This is a genomic window from Bradyrhizobium sp. UFLA06-06 (genome assembly GCF_054820065.1).
Map to the genome: position 1 here is coordinate 28511 of NZ_JADFUD010000007.1, position 20395 is coordinate 48905.

Annotated in this window: 18 protein-coding genes and 1 pseudogene; 15 read left to right on the forward strand and 4 right to left on the reverse strand. The window is 64.6% G+C overall.

What is annotated here, in order from left to right:
* Positions 1-51 precede the first annotated feature (51 nt).
* Positions 52-1638, forward strand: a complete 1587-nt coding sequence (gene ggt / locus IF803_RS08030) for a gamma-glutamyltransferase (RefSeq protein ID WP_461191820.1) — start codon at positions 52-54, stop codon at positions 1636-1638.
* A 99-nt stretch (positions 1639-1737) separates the two neighbouring features.
* On the opposite strand, the gene IF803_RS08035 is transcribed toward ggt, so the two are convergent.
* Positions 1738-1929 (reverse strand): hypothetical protein, encoded by a 192-nt coding sequence (locus IF803_RS08035; RefSeq protein ID WP_028338577.1) that lies wholly within the window; start codon positions 1927-1929, stop codon positions 1738-1740.
* Between IF803_RS08035 and IF803_RS08040 the strand changes: the two are divergent.
* The 3 genes and pseudogenes from IF803_RS08040 (at position 1870) to IF803_RS08050 (ending at position 4539) form a co-directional block, all read left to right on the forward strand.
* Positions 1870-2963 (forward strand): annotated as a pseudogene (locus tag IF803_RS08040) (NAD(P)/FAD-dependent oxidoreductase). The gene IF803_RS08035 and the pseudogene IF803_RS08040 overlap by 60 nt on opposite strands.
* A gap of 63 nt (positions 2964-3026) precedes the next feature.
* Positions 3027-3485 carry an FKBP-type peptidyl-prolyl cis-trans isomerase gene (locus tag IF803_RS08045; RefSeq protein ID WP_461191821.1) on the forward strand — a complete coding sequence of 153 codons (459 nt, stop codon included), beginning with the start codon at positions 3027-3029 and terminating at the stop codon, positions 3483-3485.
* A 46-nt stretch (positions 3486-3531) separates the two neighbouring features.
* Complete coding sequence (locus IF803_RS08050; RefSeq protein ID WP_461191822.1) at positions 3532-4539, forward strand: D-2-hydroxyacid dehydrogenase family protein; 1008 nt, start codon at positions 3532-3534, stop codon at positions 4537-4539.
* Between the two features lie 57 nt (positions 4540-4596).
* Here IF803_RS08050 and IF803_RS08055 read toward each other — a convergent pair whose 3' ends face one another.
* Positions 4597-4800, reverse strand: coding sequence for a CsbD family protein (locus IF803_RS08055; RefSeq protein WP_028338581.1), 204 nt, complete (start codon positions 4798-4800; stop codon positions 4597-4599).
* A gap of 146 nt (positions 4801-4946) precedes the next feature.
* Between IF803_RS08055 and IF803_RS08060 the strand changes: the two genes are divergently transcribed.
* Both IF803_RS08060 and IF803_RS08065 read left to right on the forward strand, forming a co-directional pair.
* A complete protein-coding gene (locus IF803_RS08060; RefSeq protein WP_028338582.1) occupies positions 4947-5465 on the forward strand; it encodes a cupin domain-containing protein in 519 nt (172 codons plus the stop codon).
* Positions 5466-5614: 149 nt separating this feature from the next.
* Positions 5615-6352 carry an enoyl-CoA hydratase/isomerase family protein gene (locus tag IF803_RS08065; protein WP_461191823.1) on the forward strand — a complete coding sequence of 246 codons (738 nt, stop codon included), beginning with the start codon at positions 5615-5617 and terminating at the stop codon, positions 6350-6352.
* 138 nt (positions 6353-6490) lie between these two features.
* On the opposite strand, the gene IF803_RS08070 is transcribed toward IF803_RS08065, so the two are convergent.
* Positions 6491-8017 (reverse strand): amidohydrolase family protein, encoded by a 1527-nt coding sequence (locus IF803_RS08070; protein ID WP_461191824.1) that lies wholly within the window; start codon positions 8015-8017, stop codon positions 6491-6493.
* Positions 8018-8233: 216 nt separating this feature from the next.
* On the opposite strand from IF803_RS08070, the gene IF803_RS08075 reads away from it, so the two are divergent.
* From IF803_RS08075 to IF803_RS08090, 4 genes are all read left to right on the forward strand, one after another.
* Positions 8234-9250, forward strand: a complete 1017-nt coding sequence (locus IF803_RS08075) for an alpha/beta hydrolase (protein WP_461191825.1) — start codon at positions 8234-8236, stop codon at positions 9248-9250.
* A 121-nt stretch (positions 9251-9371) separates the two neighbouring features.
* Positions 9372-9794: a VOC family protein gene (locus IF803_RS08080; RefSeq protein ID WP_035630843.1), complete on the forward strand. Its 423-nt coding sequence runs from the start codon at positions 9372-9374 to the stop codon at positions 9792-9794.
* Between the two features lie 30 nt (positions 9795-9824).
* Complete coding sequence (locus IF803_RS08085; RefSeq protein ID WP_461191826.1) at positions 9825-10313, forward strand: VOC family protein; 489 nt, start codon at positions 9825-9827, stop codon at positions 10311-10313.
* Positions 10314-10538: 225 nt separating this feature from the next.
* Entirely contained in the window at positions 10539-11843 is a 1305-nt protein-coding gene (locus IF803_RS08090; protein WP_461191827.1) for a phospholipid carrier-dependent glycosyltransferase, read from the forward strand.
* A gap of 46 nt (positions 11844-11889) precedes the next feature.
* Here the strand turns inward: IF803_RS08090 and IF803_RS08095 are convergent, their stop codons facing one another.
* Entirely contained in the window at positions 11890-12522 is a 633-nt protein-coding gene (locus tag IF803_RS08095) for an OmpA family protein (RefSeq protein WP_028338589.1), read from the reverse strand.
* A 158-nt stretch (positions 12523-12680) separates the two neighbouring features.
* Between IF803_RS08095 and IF803_RS08100 the strand changes: the two genes are divergently transcribed.
* The 5 genes from IF803_RS08100 to IF803_RS08120 all read left to right on the forward strand — a co-directional run bounded on the left by IF803_RS08100 (position 12681) and on the right by IF803_RS08120 (position 20393).
* The gene (locus IF803_RS08100) at positions 12681-12923 is read left to right on the forward strand and encodes a hypothetical protein (protein ID WP_461191828.1); all 243 of its coding nucleotides are present in this window, start codon (positions 12681-12683) and stop codon (positions 12921-12923) included.
* Positions 12924-13001: 78 nt separating this feature from the next.
* Positions 13002-14165, forward strand: a complete 1164-nt coding sequence (locus IF803_RS08105) for a winged helix-turn-helix domain-containing protein (protein WP_411780544.1) — start codon at positions 13002-13004, stop codon at positions 14163-14165.
* A 238-nt stretch (positions 14166-14403) separates the two neighbouring features.
* Positions 14404-15729: an MFS transporter gene (locus tag IF803_RS08110; protein ID WP_304496931.1), complete on the forward strand. Its 1326-nt coding sequence runs from the start codon at positions 14404-14406 to the stop codon at positions 15727-15729.
* Between the two features lie 363 nt (positions 15730-16092).
* Positions 16093-17199 (forward strand): efflux RND transporter periplasmic adaptor subunit, encoded by a 1107-nt coding sequence (locus IF803_RS08115; RefSeq protein WP_411780543.1) that lies wholly within the window; start codon positions 16093-16095, stop codon positions 17197-17199.
* Between the two features lie 56 nt (positions 17200-17255).
* Entirely contained in the window at positions 17256-20393 is a 3138-nt protein-coding gene (locus tag IF803_RS08120; protein WP_461191829.1) for an efflux RND transporter permease subunit, read from the forward strand.
* The last annotated feature ends 2 nt before the right edge of the window (positions 20394-20395 follow it).

Genomic DNA, 20395 nt, shown 5'->3' on the forward strand with positions numbered 1-20395 from the left:
ATCATCCGCCGCAGCCGCATCAGACCATCACGATCAAGCGAGCACTCTGTCATGAGGAATTTCCATTTCGCCGGCCGTTCCACGGTCCACGCCCAGAACGCGATGGTGGCGACGTCGCATCCGGAAGCGGCGCTCGCGGCCATCGAGGTGATGCGCGAGGGCGGCACGGCGGCCGACGCGGCGGTCGCGGCCTGCGCGCTGCTCGGCGTCATCGAGCCGCAATCGACCGGCATCGGCGGCGACTGCTTCGCGCTGATCCAGCCGCGGGGAGAAGGCAAGATCACCGCCTATAACGGCAGCGGCCGGGCGCCGATGGCGGCGACCGTCGACTGGTATCTCGAGCGCAAGATCCGTTCGGTGCCGCTGACCTCGGCCCATGCGGTCAGCATTCCCGGCGCGGTCGATGCCTGGGACGTGATTCTGAAGGACCACGGCAAGTTCGGCTTTGACCGGCTGCTGCAGCCCGCGATCAAGGCCGCCGAAGAGGGCTACGTGGTCGCTCCGCGTATCGCCTTCGATTGGAAGAACGGCTTCGAGAAGCTGAAGAACGGCACCAACACCGAGCGCTATCTGTTGCCGCACGGCAAGCCCGCGGTTGCCGGCGACGTGATCCGCCAGCCCGAGCTCGGCAAGACGCTGCGCGCGATCGCGCAAAAGGGCCGCGACGCCTTCTATAGCGGCGAAATCGCCGCCGACATGGTCGACACGCTGCGCGGCATCGGCGGCCTGCACACGCTCGAGGACTTCGCTGCGCACTCGACCGAGGCGACCTCGCCGATCGGCACGATGTACAAGGGCTACGACGTCTGGCAGTGCCCGCCGAACGGCCCCGGCATCACCATGCTGGTCATGCTCAACATCCTGTCGCGCTTCGACCTGACCAAGTTCAAGCCGCTCAGCATCGAGCGCTTCCATCTCGAGGCCGAGGCGGCACGCATCGCCTACATGATGCGCGAGCAGCATATCGGCGATCCCCAGCACGTGCATGTCGACGTTGCCGGCATCCTCGCCAGGGAGTTCGCCGAAGAGCACATCAAGAACATCCGGATGGACCGGCTGCTCGAACTGCCGAACGTTGCGCCGCCGATGAATCCTTCGACGATCTACATCACGGTGGTCGACAAGGATCGCAACGTCTGCTCGTTCATCAATTCGATCGCGCATTCGTTCGGCTCGGCGATCGTCTCCAACAAGACCGGCGTCCTGCTGCAGAACCGCGCCGGCGGCTTCCGCATCCAGCCCGGACATCCGAATTGCATCGCACCGGGCAAGCGTCCGCTGCACACCATCATCCCGGCGCTGGCCACCAGGAACGGCCGTGCGGTGATGCCGTACGGCGTGATGGGCGGGCAGTACCAGCCGGTCGGCCAGACCCGTGTGCTGACCAACATGCTCGACTATGGCTGCGACATTCAGGAAGCCATCGATATGCCGCGCGGCCTGCACTACGAAGGCGTCTACCAGCTCGAGGACAGCGTGCCGGCGGAGATCGTCGAAGGCCTGAAGAAGATCGGTCACAAGACCACCAGCGTGGTCGCGCCGCTCGGCGGTGGGCAGGGCATCTGGATCGATTGGGACAAGGGGACGCTGACCGGCGGCTCCGATCCGCGCAAGGACGGCTGCGCGCTCGGCTATTGATTGTCGTGGCCGGTAGGCTCGACGGACGGAACAAGAAATTGTCGCGAGGGTTGGTGCTGAAAGCCCATCCCCGCGAGGTCCGCCATCCGCACCCTCGATTCAGACGAGACCGAACAGGCCGATCTGCGTGGCGGCTCTCCACCCTGGCGTGCGGCGTCGAAGCGTCCGCCGTCGCTCGCTGAAAATCTCTCCTGCGATGCGCTTATCGTCGGCGCCGGCATCACCGGTGCGCTGGTCGCCGAGCGGCTGACGCGTCAGGGGCTCGATGTCGTCATCGTCGATCGCGAGCATCCAGGCCACGGCAGCACCGCGGCGAGCACCTCGATGCTGCTCTGGGAGATCGATCGTCCGCTGGTCGAGCTGGCCGCGATCTACGGCTTCGAACGCGCCGTCCGCGCCTACCGCGCGAGCCTGGCGGCGGTAACCGGCCTGCTGTCGCTGGTCCGCAGCACCAACGTTTCGAGCGAGATCAGGGCCAAACGCTCGCTCTATCTGGCGACCGGAAGCTCCGCAGCCGAATTGCGCGACGAACACCGGCTGCGCAGCCGCGCCGGCCTGCCGGCGACTTCCTCGACCACGGCCAGCTGCTCGAGATATTTGGCATGGCGCGCGCCGCCGCGATCGTGTCATCCGGCGCGGCGGATGCCGATCCGCTGCAGCTTGCCCACAGTCTGCTCAGGCTCGCGGTCGCGCGCGGTGCGCGGTCGTTCGATGCCGAGGCCATAGCCTTCGACCCGGCAGGCGCGGCGGTCACGGTCGGGTTCGACAATGACCGCGAAATCGCCGCGAGAGCCGTGGTGCTGGCGACCGGCTATGCGATGCCGGACATCGTTCATTCCAGGGTCCAGGCGGTGTCCTCGAGCTGGGCGATCGCAACCGCGCCGCAGCCGCAGAACATCTGGAAGGACGGCGTGCTGATCTGGGAGTGCGCGAAGGACTATCTCTACGCGCGCACGACGCCGGAAGGCCGCATCATCGTCGGCGGCGAGGACAGCGACGAGATCATCGAGCCGGACGCACGCGACCGCCTGATCCCGCAGAAATCGCGCGCGCTGGCGAAGCGCCTTGCCGCGCTATGGCCGTTTGCCGAAACCGAGATCGATTATCGCTGGGCGGGGACGTTCGATACCACGCGCGACGGCCTGCCGCTGATCGGCCCGGTGTCCGGTGCGAAGGGCGTCTATGCCGCGTATGGTTATGGCGGCAACGGCATCACCTTCTCCTATCTGGCGGCGCAATTGATCGGCGATCTGATCGCAGGCGCGTCGTCGCCATTGCTTGACGATTTTGCGCTGGACCGCGACGGCGGCATGGCCGGTCACTGAAAAATGGCTAGGGATTTGGCCCGCGCTGGGCTAGAGACGGCCGTCCTTCACGAGAGGTGCAAGATGCGATCTTCCCGACGCACGATCATCAAGACTGCATTCGCCGGCCTTGCGGCGGCAGTCTCCACGTCCGTTGTCAGCGGGACGGCAACGGCCCAAACTGCAGGAAAGCCCATGACCACAGCTTCAGGCCTCCAGATCATCGACAGCCAGGTCGGCACCGGCGCCTCGCCGAAGACCGGCCAGACCTGCGTCATGCACTACACCGGCTGGCTCTACGAGAACGGCCAGAAGGGCAAGAAATTCGACTCCTCCGTCGATCGCGACGAGCCATTCGAGTTTCCGATCGGCCAGGGCCACGTGATCAAGGGCTGGGACGAGGGCGTCGCCACCATGAAGGTCGGCGGCAAGCGCACCCTGATCATCCCGCCGAACCTCGGCTACGGCGCGCGTGGCGCCGGCGGCGTGATCCCGCCGAACGCCACGCTGATGTTCGACGTCGAACTGCTTGGCGTGAAATAGGCTGATGCGCGTCAAGTAACCGGCCCGCAACAACAGGGGCGCAGCGATGAAGATTTCGATCCTCGACGATTATTTCGACACGCTGCGTACCCTCGATTGCTACCGCAAGCTCGACGGGTATGACGTCAAAATCTGGAACGATCATGTCCAGGACGTCGATGCACTCGCCGAACGGCTGCGCGATACCGACGCTCTGGTCCTGATCCGCGAGCGCACCCAGATCCGCACCCCGCTGCTCGAACGTTTGCCGAAGCTGAAGCTGATCAGCCAGCGCAGCGTCTATCCGCATATCGACATCGACACCTGCACGCGGCTCGGCATCATCGTGTCGTCGAGCCAGCATGCCGATACGCCGTCCTACGCCACCGCCGAGTTCACCTGGGGCATGATCCTCGCGGCGATGCGCGCGATTCCGCAACAGATGGCGGCGCTGAAGGCGGGCAAGTGGCAGATCGGCGTCGGTCATACGCTCCGCGGCAAGACGCTCGGCATCTATGGCTATGGTCGCATCGGCGCGGTGGTCGCGGGTTACGGCAAGGCGTTCGGCATGAACGTGCTGGTCTGGGCGCGCGAGCCGGCGATGGCGAAGGCGCGCGCCGACGGTTATGAGACCGCGGCCAGCAAAGCGGATTTCTTTGCCCGCTGCGACGTGCTGTCGCTGCATATGCGGCTGGTGGACGCGACGCGCGGCATCGTCAAGGCGGAAGACCTCGTGCGGATGAAGCAGACCGCGCTGATCGTCAACACCAGCCGCGCGCCGCTGATCGAGCCCGGCGCGCTGGTCGATGCGCTGCGTGCCGGCCGGCCGGGCATGGCCGCGATCGACGTCTACGAGAAGGAGCCGCTGCGCGACACGGCGGACCCGCTGCTCAACATGGACAATGTGGTCTGCACGCCGCATCTCGGCTACGTTTCGCGCGACGAGTACGAAATCCAGTTCACCGACATCTTCGACCAGATATTGGCTTACGCGGCCGGCACGCCGACCAACGTCGTCAATCCGGATGTGCTGGCGCATCCGGATGTGCTGGCACATCCCCACCCGCGCGGCTGATCACCGTCGCCAATGCTCGAACGGCCGGCTCGATGGGGCGGCCGCGTCATCTCCCGTTCAGCGAGGCCAGTGAGCCGCGGCGGTCACCCTGCCGACGATCCTCTTGATGCCGCCGAGTGCCTTCTGTCCCTTACCCTTGGCTTCCAGGATCGCGCCTCTGCCCTGCATCGCCGGAGAGCCGGTGACCTTGCCTAGACGCCGCTTGAACCTGCCGATCGCCTCGTTGGTCGTGCCCTTGATCCTATCGGTCGTGCTACCCATGAAATTACTCCTTCGGAATACGCTGAGACAACGCGCCAGCACATGGCGATGTTCCGATTTGGCAACGTTCCGATTTTCCGCTCGCCTGCGCGCCTGCTTTTCGCTAGCGTTCCACGCACGAAATGAGGCCAACGAAAGCAAGAACGATGAGCGGTTCCCACGATCACACCCATTCCCACGACCATCACCATCACGACGATGAGCGCTGGAAGCACGACGGCGTCCGCGTGATTCCCGGCAATCAGCTCGATCCGAATGTGCCGTCGACCGCCGGCATGGACCGCAAGGCCGCGATCAATTTTGCCCGGGTCGGCGCGCAGAAATTGTGGGCAGGCACCGTCAGCATCAAGCCGGACGCCAAGACCGGCGCGCATCATCACGGCCATCTCGAAAGCATCATCTATGTCGTGAAGGGCAAGGCGCGGATGCGCTGGGGCGAGAAGCTGCAGTTCACCGCCGAGGCCGGCCCCGGCGATTTCATCTTCGTGCCGCCCTACGTGCCGCATCAGGAGATCAATGCCAGCCGCGACGAGGTGCTGGAATGCGTGCTGGTGCGCTCCGACGGCGAAGCGGTCGCGATCAATCTCGACATCGAGCCGATCGAGAAGCCGGAGACCGTGCTGTGGGTCGACCCGGTGCACCGCCATCCCGACGAGAAGAAGTGACTCTCACCACGTCATTGCGAGGAGCGGTAGCGACGAAGCAATCCATGCCTCCACGCGCGGCGAAATGGATTGCTTCGCTTCGCTCGCAATGACGGCGGTGTTCGCCATCCCTGTGCCACCGTAAAGGCATTCTGTTCAAGGAGGCCAGCATGACGCTCGTGCGTTACGAGAGCGCCGACCACGTCGCGACCATCACGATGGATCGCGTCGCGTCGCACAACGCGCTCAACAACGCGCTGTGCGACGAGCTGCAGCAAGCCTGGCGGCGCTTTCGCGACAGCGACGACCGCGTCGCGGTGCTGGCCTCGGCCGAGGAGAAGTACTTCTGTGTCGGTGCCGACGTCCGGGATTTCCCCGCCAATATGTGGCAGGCGGTGCCCGGGCTCGGCGTCGAGCTCGACAAGCCGGTGATCGCGGCGACGTCGGGCTGGGTGGTGGGCGGCGGCTTCGTTCTGGTGCAGATGGCCGACATCTGCGTCGCCTCGGAGACGACGCGGTTCGTCTATCCGGAAGCCAAGATCGGCACCACCGGTGGCGGCGTCTCCTCGGTGCTGGCGCGCATGCCGCACAAGATCGCGATGGAGTTCCTGCTTGTCGGCGAGGAGCTGTCGGCCGAGCGGGCCTACCAGATCGGCTTCGTCAACCGGATCACGCCGCCGGGCCAGCACCTTGTGGCCGCGCAGGAGCTGGCGGCCAAGATCGCCGGCAACGCGCCGCTGGTGGTGCAGGCGCTGAAGAAGCTCGCGCGCGACGCGATGCCGAAGGGACCGCTGGAGACGGTCGCGGAGGTGCGCCGGCAGCTCGACGCCATCAAGGACAGCGACGACCTCAAGGAAGGTGCCAGGGCATTCAGCGAGAAGCGCAAGCCGAATTTCACGGGGAGATAGGGCGAGAGGCGGCCATAGCTTCGTCATTCCGGGGCTCGCGAAGCGAGAGCCCGGAATCCATCTAGCCGCAACAATCGCTGCGAAGTGGATTCCGGGCTCGACGCTCGCGCGTCGCCCCGGAACGACGGAGGGTGAGACTTACACAAACACCCGGTGATCGATCACACCGTTCGGCACGACATAGCCGTAACGCGTATTCGACGGTTCGGGGCCTGCCTTCTCATACTGCGCCTTCATCATCGCAAAGCGATCGCCCTTGAGGTCGAGCATCGCGCGCTTTGGCTGGATGTTGTAGAGCCGGGCGTTGTTGTCGCCGAAGATCGCCGTCTTCACCGGCCCGTCGGCCGAGCCGAGCGGTGCATAGCCGAACTTCTTCTGCATCATCTCCGGGATTTCCAGCCGCCGCAGGCCCTCGATCTGCCATTGCGGCGCGCCGGTCCACAGCGCATCGGTGCCCCAGCAGACGTGGTCGACGCCGAGCCCTTTGATCAAGGTGCCCATCAGCGCGGCGCAGACATTGGGCTCGGCGACCAGCGTGGTCGCGAACAATTGCCCGACGTCGCCATAGACATTGTTGACGCCATACTGCGCCGGGATGTCGGCGAGGTCGGAGGTCCAGGCGATCCGGCCGGTGCGCTCGAACTCGGCGAGCGCCACCTTCGGGTCGCCGCCCACATGGCGATAGGCCGAGTGGTAGATGATGAAGTTGAGCTGCGGCCAGTCCTTGGCGGCCCGGCCGACATCGGCAACATCGGCGAAGCCGCGCAGATTCGGATACTGCTTCTCGATCCCGGGTGGAAACAGTCCCTTGTGGACGCAGACATTCTTGATGCCCGCCTTCACCATCTTCTCATAACCCTTATAGGCGACCTTCTCGTCGTCGAGCCGCCAAGGATAGCGGCTGATCTCCTTGTGGGTGTTGTCGCCGATCGTGTAGCCCTTGCAGGATTCCGGCTTCAGCGCCAATGCGGCGTCGAGCTTGTCGAGCCAGCCGGGCTGCCCGGGCGTGAAGATGGCGTGGCAGAACACGCGTCGCGAGCCGGCCTCGTCGTTCATATTCTTGCGCGCGTCGGCCATCTGCTCGTTGGTCAGGAACCAGTCCTGCTCGATATCCGACGGCGCCGAGGAGATCAGCGCGATCTTGGTGTCGGAATCGAGAAACATCTCCTTCTTGTAGTTGTTGAACTTGAGATCCTCGATGGTCTGCTCGTGATCGTTGAGCTCCTTGTTCCAGCCGGCCTTGCCGACCGCCTTGCGCATTTCCACAAAACCCATGATGCGGGTGTCGTCGCGCAGGAAATGCGTGTGCATGTCCATGATGAACTGGTCTTTCAGGGAGTTGGCGCGCTCCTGCGCCATCGCGGGTGTCGCGGCCTCCGCCGGCGTCACAGCGAACAACTCCCCGTAGACCTGGTTCATCGCGACGAAGGAGGCGGCCATGCCGGCCGCGGTCTGGAAGAATCTGCGGCGATCGAGGCCCTGCCTGCCGCCGAGATCGTCGGCCATCGCAAGCAGCCGCGCCTCGACCTCGCGCTGACGTTCGTTCTGCGGGTCGGGATAGAATTCGTCGCTGGAGACGATCTGGGTCGGGATCGGCGTCTGGTGCCGGCACAATTCGGAGGGCATCAAGGCGGCAAGTTCTTCGTCGGTGAGATTGCTGCTCATTCTTCGCTCCCGCTTCTCGCCGGATTTTTCCGGTCGGATCGCCGCGGAGACTAGGACCAAGTCCGTTCGTCGTCCGCGCGGTTTGCCGGAAACCGCGTTCACAAAATCGTGCATCGGATTGGCGGACGCGAGATGCGCCCGTCGCGCAACCGGACATGCGCGCTGCTATGCTCGATCGCACCGGTTCGAACGAAGAAATCCGGAAGGGAGCAAACCATGATGTCATCTGACCATTCGCGGCGCAGCATGATCAAAGGCATCGGCGTTGCAACGGCTGCCGGCGTGCTCGGCGCGGCGCGGGCGCAGGCCGCGAGCGCGGTTCCTGCCGAAGGAGAAATATGGAGCAACGAATACTGGGCGAAGAAGGGTGACATCCCGTTGTGGATGTTCCGCAAGCGGATCGGCGCGCCGAAGCCGGGCGAGCCGGCGCGGCCCGTGGTGTTTTTCGTGCACGGCTCGTCGGTGACATCACGGGTGTTCGACCTCACGGTGCCCGGCAAGGGCGAGTATTCGCTGCTGAACACATTTGCCCGCTACGGCTTCGACTGCTGGACCATGGACCACGAGAATTACGGCAAGTCCGGCCGCACCTCGGGCAATGCGGATATTGCGAGCGGCGTCGAGGATCTGAAGGCCGCGGTCGAGGTGATCGCGCGTGAGACCGGGCAGAGGCGCTATCACTTCGTCGGTGAATCCTCGGGCGCGTTGCGGGCCGGCGCTTTCGCGATGGCCGCGCCCGAGCGTATCGACCGGCTGGTGTTCGCGGCCTTCACCTACAAGGGCGAGGGCTCGCCGACGCTGGCAAAGCGCGCCGAGCAACTCGCCTATTACCGCAGCCACAACATGCGCAAGCGCGACCGCGACATGATCCGTTCGATCGCAACCCGCGACAGGCCCGGCACGTCGGATCCTGCCGTGGTCGAGGTGCTGGCCGATGCCGAGATGCAGTTCGGCGACCAGATCCCGACCGGCACCTATCTGGACATGACCGCCAATCTGCCGGTGGTGCATCCTGAGAAGGTGCTGGCGCCGGTGCTGCTGGTCCGCGGTGAATATGACGGGATCGCGGCGGTCCCCGATCTCGAGGAGTTCTTCAACAAGCTGCCGAATGGCGACCGGCAGTTCATCATCCTGCCCGGCACCGCCCACTCGGTGGCGCTTGCCACCAATCGGGAGCTGTTCTGGCACGTGACGCGGGCATTCCTGACCATGCCGGCGCCGATTGTGACCTGACGTCACCCTGCGGCAGGACGCCGCAATAAAAATCTGCACGGCGATGTCGGGATCCGGCTATGCGGTTCGTCCTCGGGGCACAACCCCGCCAACAGGAGTTCTTCGCGTGGCCAATCCCAAAATGATCTTCGTCAACCTGCCGGTCAGCAATCTCGCCCATGCGACTGCGTTCTACGAGGCGATCGGCGCGACCAAGAACGCGCAATTTTCCGACCACACCGCCTCCTGCATGGTGATCTCCGACACGATTCACGTCATGCTGCTGACGCACGACAAGTTCCGCGAGTTCACCCCGAAGAAAATTGCCGACACCAAGACCACGAGCGAAGTGCTGATCTGCCTGTCCGCAGATAGCCGCGACGCCGTCGACGGCTATGTCACCAAGGCAACGGGCGCCGGCGGCAACGCCGATCCGTCGCCGCAGCAGGATTACGGCTTCATGTACGGCCGCAGCTTCGAGGATCCCGATGGTCACATCTGGGAAGTGATGTGGATGGACGTCGAGGCGGCGATGAAGGCGCAGTCCGCTGCGGCGACCGCCTGATCGCATCCTGCCATCACGAGGAGCTCAAGCATGTCCAAGGTATCTCCCTGCCTGTGGTTCAACGGCGAGGCCGAGGAGGCCGCGAACCTCTACGTCTCGCTGCTGCCCGGTTCGCGGATCGAGACCGTCCAGAAGAACGTTATCGACAGCCCCGGCGGAAAGGCCGGCACCGTGCTGCTGGTCGAATTCACGCTCGCCGGTCAGCGCTTCATGGCGCTGAACGGCGGGATGAGGATGGAGCATACCCACGCGGTCTCGTTCGCGATCGACTGTGTCGACCAGGCCGAGGTCGATCGCCTGTGGGACGCGTTGCTCGCGGCCGGCGGCACGGCCGAGCAGTGTGGCTGGCTGCGCGATCGCTACGGCGTCGCTTGGCAGATCGTGCCGGCGGTGGTCCGCCAGTATCTCGGCAGTTCAGACGCCGGCGGCGCCGCGCGCGTGATGCAGGCCGTGCTCGGGATGATCAAGCTCGATATCGAAGGTCTGCGCCGGGCCTATGAGGGCGAGGCGGCGGCGTAAGGTGCGGCTTCGCTGTCATCGCCCCGGCTCCGACCGGTCGATCCAGCATTCCAGAGATTTCGATGATCGGCCGATAGGCCGAGGCGTACTGGATGCCCCGCATGAAGCGGGGCATGTCAGTATGGGCACGATGGTTCCGTCACATGACCGTGGCGACGGATCGCGGATGCAGCCGATATCGTATAACTATCGCAAGCTGCGTTCCCCTCGCACCGTGCTTGCCCTTTGAACATCGTATCCAAATCTCCTTCTGTTCCGCGAAGTCCCGCCGCGCGCACGGCGGTCGTCGCGGCAATCGTCTTCATCGTCGCCCATGTCGTGCTGCTGCTCGGGATCACCGCGCCGGGCAAGCTCTATTTCGACGAGGTGCATTACGTGCCGGCGGCGCGGCAGATGCTGCTGCCGGTGCGCGAGGGCCCGATCCTCAACCCGATGCATCCGCCGCTCGGCAAGGAGATCATCGCCGTCTCGATCAAGGCGTTCGGCGACGTGCCGCTCGGATGGCGCTATCCCGCGGCGCTGTTCGGTGCGCTGGCGCTGGTCGGCGTCTATCTCGGTGGGCTTGCGCTGTTCGCATCGCAGCAACGCGCGGTCGCTGCCGTGCTGCTCGCCTTCTTCAACCAGATGCTGTTCGTGCAGTCGCGGATCGCGATGCTGGATATTTTCGCGCTCGCCTTCGGCTTGTTCGCGATCGCGGCGTTCGTTCACGGCTTCAGGCAACCAAGACCGCATTGCGCCTTTGCGCTGGCGGGACTCTTCGCAGGGCTCGCCACTGCCTGCAAATGGAGCGGGCTGTTCGTGCTCGCGACCTGCATCGCGATTATCGTGGTGATCCGCCTGATGCAGGGCTGGCGCACGCACTTTGCCGACGCCAATGCGGAGGATTGGTACCGGCCGGAGCTGTGGCCGGACTTTCGTCTTCCACACTTCATCGTCTGCTTCGTGCTGATCCCGGCGGCCGTCTATCTCGCGACATTCGTGCCGCTCTACGGCCTCTCGTTCACGGATATCATGGAGGCGCAGCGCCGCATCTTTGCCGACAACACCACGGCCGCCATCGCGGGCCACACCTATATGAGCTCATGGCCGTCCTGGCCGTTCCTGGTGCGCCCGGTCTGGTACCTGTTCGAGAAGGTCGGCGATGACAGGTTCGCCGCGATCGTGTTCCTCGGCAACCCGCTGGTGCTGTGGCCGGCATTGATCGCGGTGATCATTGCGCTGCGCGACTGGATCGTCGGGCGCGGCCGTGATGCATTTCTCGTGCTGGCGTTCTACCTCGGCCCGTATCTCGCCTGGGCGCTGCTGCCGCGCACGCTCGGTTTCATCTATTACTATCTGCCGTCGGCGACCACCGCGAGTTTCGTGCTGGTCTACGCCTTGACGCGCAAGGGTGCGCCGCGTTGGCTGCTGTGGGCGTTCGTCGCGGTTGGATGCGCAGGGTTTGTTGCGATGCTGCCGGTCACGGCCGCTGTCATCGAGACGTCGATGGCGACGTTCAACCGGCTGATGCTGTTCCAGAGCTGGATATGATTGATCCGCCTGCCGCACCGGCAGGCGGATCGAGAATGCAAAGAGATTACTGCGACGCGGTCTTGGTATCCATGTTGACGACCTGCACGCGGCGATTGGTCGGGTCCATCGGCGCGCTCGGGTCCTTCGGCCGGGTCTTGCCGTAGCCGACGGTGACGAGATCCGAGCCGTTCAAGCCGTAATGCTCGACCAGATATTTCTTGATGGTGTCGGCGCGGCGCTCCGACAGGTCCTGGTTATAGGCCTCGCCGCCGATCGCGTCGGTATGGCCGGCGACGACGAAGGTCGAGCCCTTCATGCTGGCATCGGACAGCGCCTTGCCGAGCTCCTGCACCGCCTGGGTCGAGCCCTTGCTGATGTCGGCGGAGTTGTAGTCGAAGTGGATCTCCAGATCGATCTTCGGCTTGTTCGCCGCGATCTCGGCGATCTCCTGGCGTTCAACGCGCGACAACGAACGGGTCTGCCGGTTGCGGACGGTGTTGAGGAAGCTTGCCTCCTTGGCGGAAGCCGCTAGGTCGACCTGCGTGCCGGCGGAAAGGCCGCGGGTGGCCGACTTCGGCTTCAGCGCATTGAGGATCTGGGCGGCCGGAACGGCCTCGCTGCCGGCCAGTGCGACGCCCGCCGTCATCGACAGCGCGGCGCCGATTGTCAGAAGTGACAGGGAAAAAGAACGGGTCATGGTTTTCGTCCTCAAATGTCGGGCTAGCCAATCCGGCTTGCTGTCGTTTTGATGCTGGGAGAATAGGACCGGTTCAAAGCCCAGAATGTGATCTGGGTCACGGTTCGGTGCGCCGTCCCGCCTTGCGCCAGGCAGGCAGACGGGGGAGCGAGGACATCATGGCCCACGTCAATCGCGTCCTCCGCTCGATCAATGACGAAGACGCCTCGCGCTGCGTCGATATCTTCCTGCGCCCGGACGGCAGCATCGGCTTCGAAGAATATCGGCGGGACGTCGAAGACGGCCGCGGCTGGTTTCCGGTTGGCGGTCATTCGTTCCGCATCTTCCATGAGGAAAGCGCGGCCCTGGCCGCGGCGGTCGGGGACGTTCCGTGGTTGCGGCGGGTCGTCGGATCGACGTAGCCGCTCCGAATGATGCGGAGCTGATTTCCCTCGCGCGGCTCTCCACAGCGGCGCGAATCTCACTACATTGCTGGGGCAATGCCCCGCGCCGCCGAACCCCTTTCGTTGAACAATGCTAGCGCCCGCCACATCTGGCTGCGCGCGCAGCGGCTCGATACAAAGGCGCCGTTCGGGGAGGGGGCGTCAGCGGTGGCGGCCGCCGTCGATCATCTCGGCTATGTGCAGATCGACACCATCAACGTGATCGAGCGCTGCCATCACCACATCCTGTTCACCCGCATTCCGGACTACCGCCGCGCCGACCTCAAGCAGGCGCAGAGCCGGGACAAGAGCGTGTTCGAGTACTGGACGCACGCGCTGTCCTACATTCCGTCCAAGGACATCGGCATCTTCCTGCCGGCGATGAAGGCGCATAAGCGCGAGGGCCACAAATGGTTCTCGTCGGTGACCCCGGCGGATACGCGCAAGGTGCTGCGGCTGCTCCGTGCCGGTCCGCTGACCATCCGCGACATCGACGACGACGTGCTGACCGAGAAAGAGCATCTCTGGCAGAGCCGGAAGCCCTCCAAGCGCGCGCTGCAGCTCGCCTTCTATGGCGGTGTGGTCACGATCAGCGAGCGTGCCGGCATGCTGAAGACCTACGAGCTGATGACCCGGCACTTCGGCTGGGACAAGCCGCCGAAGCCGGCCCCGGCCTCGGCCCGGACCGCCTATCTGCTTGACCGCGCGCTGCGCTCGCAGGGCATCGTCAGCCTGGATTCGATCTGCCATCTCGACGCGCCGAGCAAGAAGGCGGTGCGCAGCCTGATCGAGGCGCGCCTGCGCCGCAAGGAGCTGGTCCAGGTCGCGCTGGAAGGCGCCGGCAAGCAGGAACATTGGGCTCGGCCCGAGGTGCTGGAAGCGACCGGCGAGGGTGATCCCACTCTGGTTCACATCCTCTCGCCGTTCGATCCGCTGATCATCCAGCGCAAGCGCACCGAGCTGTTCTTCGGCTATGGCCACCGTTTCGAGGCCTATGTGCCGAAGGAGAAGCGCCTGTTCGGCTATTTCGCGCTGCCGGTGCTGGTCGGCGACGAGATCGTCGCCGCCCTCGACCTGAAGACCGACCGGCAAAACAAGAAGCTCCTGATGCAGAAATGGAGCTGGGTCGGCAACGGCAAGAAGCAGGCGGCACGCAAGGAGCTGAAGCGGCGCATCGAGGAAGAGCTCGACCGCTTCGAGCGCTTCCAGCTGGCTGAATAGGGCTGGCTCTCCGTCATTGCGAGCCACCGGGTCGCGCGAACGCGCGCCCGATGACAGGCTCCGCGAAGCAATCCATCGCGCCACAAGCGGATAAGTGGATTGCTTCGCTTCGCTCGCAACGACGCCGTGCACAAAACGCACAGGGTTCCCGTTTGCGCTGTGAGCTATGAGTTTTTGCCATTGCTCAATGCGTGGCCAGCCAATAATCCTCACGGCAAGCAACACCCGGGGAAAGCTCATGAGCCAGACAGCAACCATCGCGCCCGATCGCGGCGCCCGCAGCGAGATCGAGACGTCGACGATCCGCGCGATCTCCTGGCGGCTGATCCCGTTCCTGATCCTGGCCTACTTCTTCTCCTATCTCGACCGCGTCAATCTCGGTTTCGCCGCGCTCACCATGAACAGCGAGCTGAAGTTCTCGCCGGTGGTGTTCTCGTTCGGCGCCGGTATCTTCTTCATCGGTTATTTCATCTTCGAGGTGCCGAGCAACCTGGCGCTGGAGCGGTTCGGCGCCAGCAGGTGGATCGCCCGCATCATGGTGAGCTGGGGCATCCTCTCGGCGTTGATGGCGGCGGTCTATGACGAGCACAGCTTCTACGCGCTGCGCTTCTTCCTCGGGGTGGCCGAGGCCGGCTTCTTCCCCGGCATCATCCTCTATCTGACCTACTGGTATCCGGCCGAGTATCGTGCGCGCTTCCTCGCCGCCTTTGCGCTCGCGGTGCCGATCTCGACCGTGATCGGCGCGCCGATCTCCGGCCTGTTGCTCGGCCTCGACGGCGTGATGGGCTTGAAGGGCTGGCAGTGGCTGTTCGTCATCGAGGGCATTCCCTCGGTGCTGCTCGGCATCGTTACCTGGTTCTATCTGACCGACCGGCCGGAGAAGGCCGATTGGCTCTCGGCCGAGCAGAAGGCGTGGCTCAAGGCGAAGCTCGACGCCGAGGTCGCGGCCAAGCAGGCGGCGAAGCATTTCACGCTGGGCGAGGCGCTGTCCTCGCCCAAGGTACTGGCGCTCAGTGCGATCTATTTCGGCTTCGTCGCCTCGCTCTACGGCATGCAGTTCTGGTTGCCGCAGATCGTCAAGGCGTTCGGGCTGACCAATGCGCAGACCGGCTTCGTCACCGCGATTCCGTACGCATTCGGCACCGTCGCGATGATCCTGTGGGCGCGCCGTTCCGATGCCACGCGCGAGCGCGTGTTCCATGTCGGCGCGCCGCTGCTGCTGACGGCGCTGGCGCTCGCCGTCTCCAGCTACATCACCGATCCGGTCATGACGATGGTGGTGCTGACGGTCGCCGCGATCGGCGTGTTCTGCACCTTCGCGGTGTTCTGGACGCTGCCGACCGCCTGGCTCTCCGGCACCGCCGCGGCCGGCGCGATCGCGCTGATCAACTCGATCGGCAACCTCGCCGGTTTCGGCGGGCCCTATCTGATCGGCTGGGTCAAGGAAGCCACCGGAAGCACGTCGACCGGTCTGCTGGTGCTCTCGCTGTTGCCGCTTGCCGCGGGCCTGCTGGTTTTCCTCGGCAGCCACGAGACCAAGACCGAGTTCGCCGGCGCGAAGTAGCGACAACTGCGTAGACCTTCGCAGGATGGGTAGAGCGAAGCGAAACCCATCATGGCACCCGCGGCAAGTTGATGGGTTTCGCTGCGCTCTACCCATCCTACGGACCGTCGATGCTGTAGCCCGGATGAAGCGTAGCGTAATCCGGGTATCCTCACGCCACCGGTGAGGTCCCGGATTTCGCTGAGCCGGTCATCGGGCGCGCGTTCGCGCGACCCGTTGGCTTCATCCGGGCTACGCATTTTCCGAACTCTGCACCGCCAAATCCGACCCTCGCTCACGAATTGGTTATCACTGACGAATATTGACATTCATCAGTGATAAATCGATACTCTTCATCAGTCGTCAGCCCGATGGAGATTTCAGATGTTCGTTCGTTCCGTTTTCTCGAGCTATTACAGGCTCTTGACGGGAGCATCGTTGGCATTTGCGGTGTTCGCGCTGACCGGTTGCAATGAAAAGGCGGCCGAAGTTGCCGATCCGGGGCGCCCCGTTCTGGTGGCGACCGTCCATTATGAAGCCGAAACCCCTGAGCGCAGCTTTGTCGGCACCATCAAGCCCCGTATCGAAGCCGATATGGGCTTTCGGGTTGCCGGCAAGGTGGCCAAGCGGCTGGTCGAGGTCGGACAGACAGTCGACGTCGACCAGCCCTTGGCCACCCTCGACGAGGTCGACCTGAAGCTGCAGGCCGAGCAGGCCGAGGCGGAGTTCCGCGCCGCCACCGGCGTGCTGGCGCAGGCCGCGGCCGCCGAGCAGCGCGCCAAGGATCTGAAGGCCAAGGGCTGGACCACCGATGCGGCGCTCGACTCCGCCAAGGCCGCCGGCGACGAGGCCCGCGCCCGACTGAACCGCGCCGAGCGTTCGGTCGAGCTGACCAAGAATTCCCTCTCTTACGCAACGCTGGTGGCCGACACCCGGGGTGTCGTCACAGCGACCATGATCGAGCCCGGCCAGGTGGTTGCCGCGGGCCAGGCTTCGATCCGTGTCGCCCGACTTGGCGAGAAGGAAGCTGTCGTCGCGATCCCCGAGACGCTTCTCGCTCGTGCCAGGTCGGGCGTAGCCACGGTGACGCTGTGGTCGGACGCCAAGAAGAGCTATGCCGCCAGGCTGCGCGAGGTCGCGCCGCAGGCCGATCCCGCCACCCGTACTTATCTCGCAAAATTCTCGCTGCCGGACGCCGACGAGGCGGTTTCGCTCGGCATGACCGCGACGCTGACCTTGGCCGACAAGGCGAGCGAGCGCGTCGCCAAGTTGCCGCTGTCGGCGCTGTACAGCCAGGGCGGCGATCCCTCGCTCTACATCGTCGACGACAAGGGCGACATCGCGCTGAAGCCGGTCAAGGTGAAGGCCTACGAGAGCAACAACGTCGTCATCTCGGGCGGCGTCGACGATGGCGCCAAGGTGGTCGCCCTCGGTGTGCAGAAACTCGATCCGAGCCAGAAGGTGCGGGTCGTGTCGTCGCTGTCGTTCTAACCCTCGCAATCGCAGCGGAAACGGTTCTGGGACTGGTCTAGAACTTGGAGAGTTCGATGAAGCGCTTCAACCTTTCGGCCTGGGCGGTCAGCCATCCGACGCTGGTCCTGTTCCTGATGATCATTCTCGGCGCCGCCGGCTTCTTCTCCTATGAGAAGCTCGGCCGCGCCGAGGATCCGTTCTTCACCGTCAAGGTGGTGAACGTCTCGGTGATGTGGCCGGGCGCGACCTCGCAGGAAATGCAGATGCAGGTCGCCGATCCGATCGAGAAGAAACTGCAGGAGCTGCCGTTCTTCGACAAAGTGCAGACCTATTCCAAGCCGGGCTTCACGGCGATGCAGGTCTCCTTCAAGGATTCGACCTCGCCGAAGGACGTGCCCTACCTCTTCTATCTGTTGCGCAAGAAGCTGGTCGACGTGCAGGGCGAGCTGCCCTCCGGCATCCTCGGTCCCGTGGTCAACGACGAATTCTCCGACGTCGATTCGATCCTCTATATGATGACCGGCGACGGCGCCAATTATGCGCAGCTCAAGAAGGTCGCGGAGGGTTTTCGCCAGCGCCTGCTGAAGGTGCCCGGCGTGACCAAGATCGATCTCTACGGCACCCAGGACGAGCGCATCTTCGTCGAGTTCTCGCATGCCAAGCTGGCGACGCTCGGCATCACGCCGCAAGCGCTGTTCGACTCGCTCGCCAAGCAGAATAACGTCACCCCGGCCGGCACCGTCGAGAGCTCATCGCAGCGCGTGCCGCTGCGCGTCACCGGCGCGCTTGATGGCGTCAAGGCGGTTGCCGAGACGCCGGTCGAGAGCAACGGCCGCGTGTTCCGGCTCGGCGATATCGCGACCGTCAGCCACGGCTATGTCGATCCGCCGAGCTTCGTGGTGCGTCAGGAAGGCAAGCCGGCGCTCGGCATCGGCGTCGTCACCGCCAAGGGCGCCAACATCCTCGAGCTCGGCAAGGAGGTCCAGAAGGCGACCGCCGAGTTCCTGAAGGCGGTGCCGCAGGGCGTCGATATCCAGCAGATCGCCGACCAGCCCAAGGTGGTCGAGCACGCCGTCGGCGAGTTCGTGCACTCCTTCGTCGAGGCGCTCGCGATCGTGCTGTTCGTCTCCTTTGTCGCGCTCGGCTGGCGCACCGGCATCGTGGTCGCGCTGTCGGTGCCGCTGGTGCTCGGTATCGTCTTCATCGTGATGAACGCGATGTCGCTCGACCTGCACCGCATCACGCTCGGCGCGCTGATCATTGCGCTCGGCCTTCTGGTCGACGACGCCATTATCGCGGTCGAGATGATGGTGGTGAAGATGGAGCAAGGCTGGGACCGCATGAAGGCGGCGTCCTTTGCCTGGGAATCCACCGCGTTTCCGATGCTCACGGGAACGCTGGTCACGGCCGCTGGCTTCCTCCCCATCGGCTTTGCCAATTCTGCGGTCGGCGAATATGCCGGCGGCATCTTCTGGATCGTGGCGATCTCGCTGGTCGCGTCCTGGTTCGTCGCGGTGATCTTCACGCCCTATATCGGCGTCAAGCTGTTGCCCAACATCAAGGTGCACCAGAACCACGATCCGCACGCGATCTACGAGACGCGGATGTATCGCGGGTTGCGCAGCGTCGTGCAGTGGTGCGTCGATCACCGCATCAAGGTGGTGGCGGCGACCGTCGGCGTCTTCGTTGCCTCCATCGTTGCGTTCGGCCACGTCCAGCAGCAGTTCTTCCCGCTGTCGGAGCGGCCCGAGTTGTTCCTGCAGCTGCGGCTGCCCGAGGGCACCGCCTTCAACGTCACCGAGAAGACGGTGAAGAAGGCCGAAGGGCTGCTGAAGGGCGATGACGACATCCAGACCTACACCGCCTATGTCGGCCAGGGTTCGCCGCGCTTCTGGCTCGGCCTCAACCCGCAGCTGCCGAACGAGGCCTTTGCCGAGATCGTGATCCTCGCCAAGAACGTCGAGGCGCGCGAGCGCGTCAAGGCCAAGATCGAGCAGGCCGCCGCCGATGGCGCGCTGAACGAGGCGCGGGTCCGGGTCGACCGCTTCAATTTCGGTCCGCCGGTCGGCTTCCCGGTCCAGTTCCGCGTGATCGGCCCCGATGCCAACAAGGTGCGCGACATCGCCTACCAGGTGCGCGACGTCATGCGCCGGAACAAGAACGTCAAGGACGTCCAGCTCGACTGGAACGAGCAGTCGCCCTACCTGAAGCTCGCCGTCGACCAGGATCGGGCGCGCGCGCTCGGCCTGACCCCGCAGGACGTCTCGCAGGCGCTGGCGATGCTGATCTCGGGCGCGCCGGTCACCACGATCCGCGACGGCATCGAGAAGGTCGGCGTGGTCGCCCGCGCGGTACCGTCCGAGCGGCTCGATCTCGGCCGCGTCGGCGATCTCACCATCACCACGCGCAACGGCGTCGCCGTGCCGCTGCAGCAGATTGCCAAGATCGAATACGCGCATGAGGAGCCGATCCTGTGGCGGCGCAACCGCGACATGGCAATCACCGTGCGGTCGGATGTCGTCGACGGCGTGCAGGCGCCCGACGTCACCAACCAGATCTCGCCGAAGCTGAAGGACATCCAGGCCCATCTCGAGCCGGCCTACCGGATCGAGCCGGGCGGAGCGTTCGAGGAATCCGCCAAGGGCAATGCGTCGATCTTCATCCTCTTCCCCGTGATGGTGATGGTGATGCTGACGCTGCTGATGATCCAGCTGCAGAGCTTCTCGCGCCTGTTCCTGGTGTTCCTGACCGCGCCGCTCGGCATCGTCGGCGCCTCGCTCGGGCTCAACGTCGCCAACCAGCCGTTCGGCTTCGTGGCGCTGCTCGGCCTGATCGCGCTTGCCGGCATGATCATGCGCAACGCCGTGATCCTGGTCGATCAGATCGAGAGCGACGTTGCGTCCGGCCTGACCCGGCGCGAGGCGATCGTCGAAGCCACCGTCCGGCGCGCCCGGCCGGTGGTGCTGACGGCCCTGGCCGCCATCCTCGCCATGATCCCGCTGTCGCGCTCGGCGTTCTGGGGCCCGATGGCGATCACCATCATGGGCGGTTTGTTTGTTGCGACTTTCCTGACCTTGCTGTATCTGCCGGGCCTTTACGCCCTCTGGTTCCGCAAGACCCTCGAGGAGAGCGGCTCCGAGCAAGCCGATACTGCGCCGCAGCATGCCGGCGATGCGCAACGCGCATTTCCGCTTGCTGAGGCGGCCGAATAATT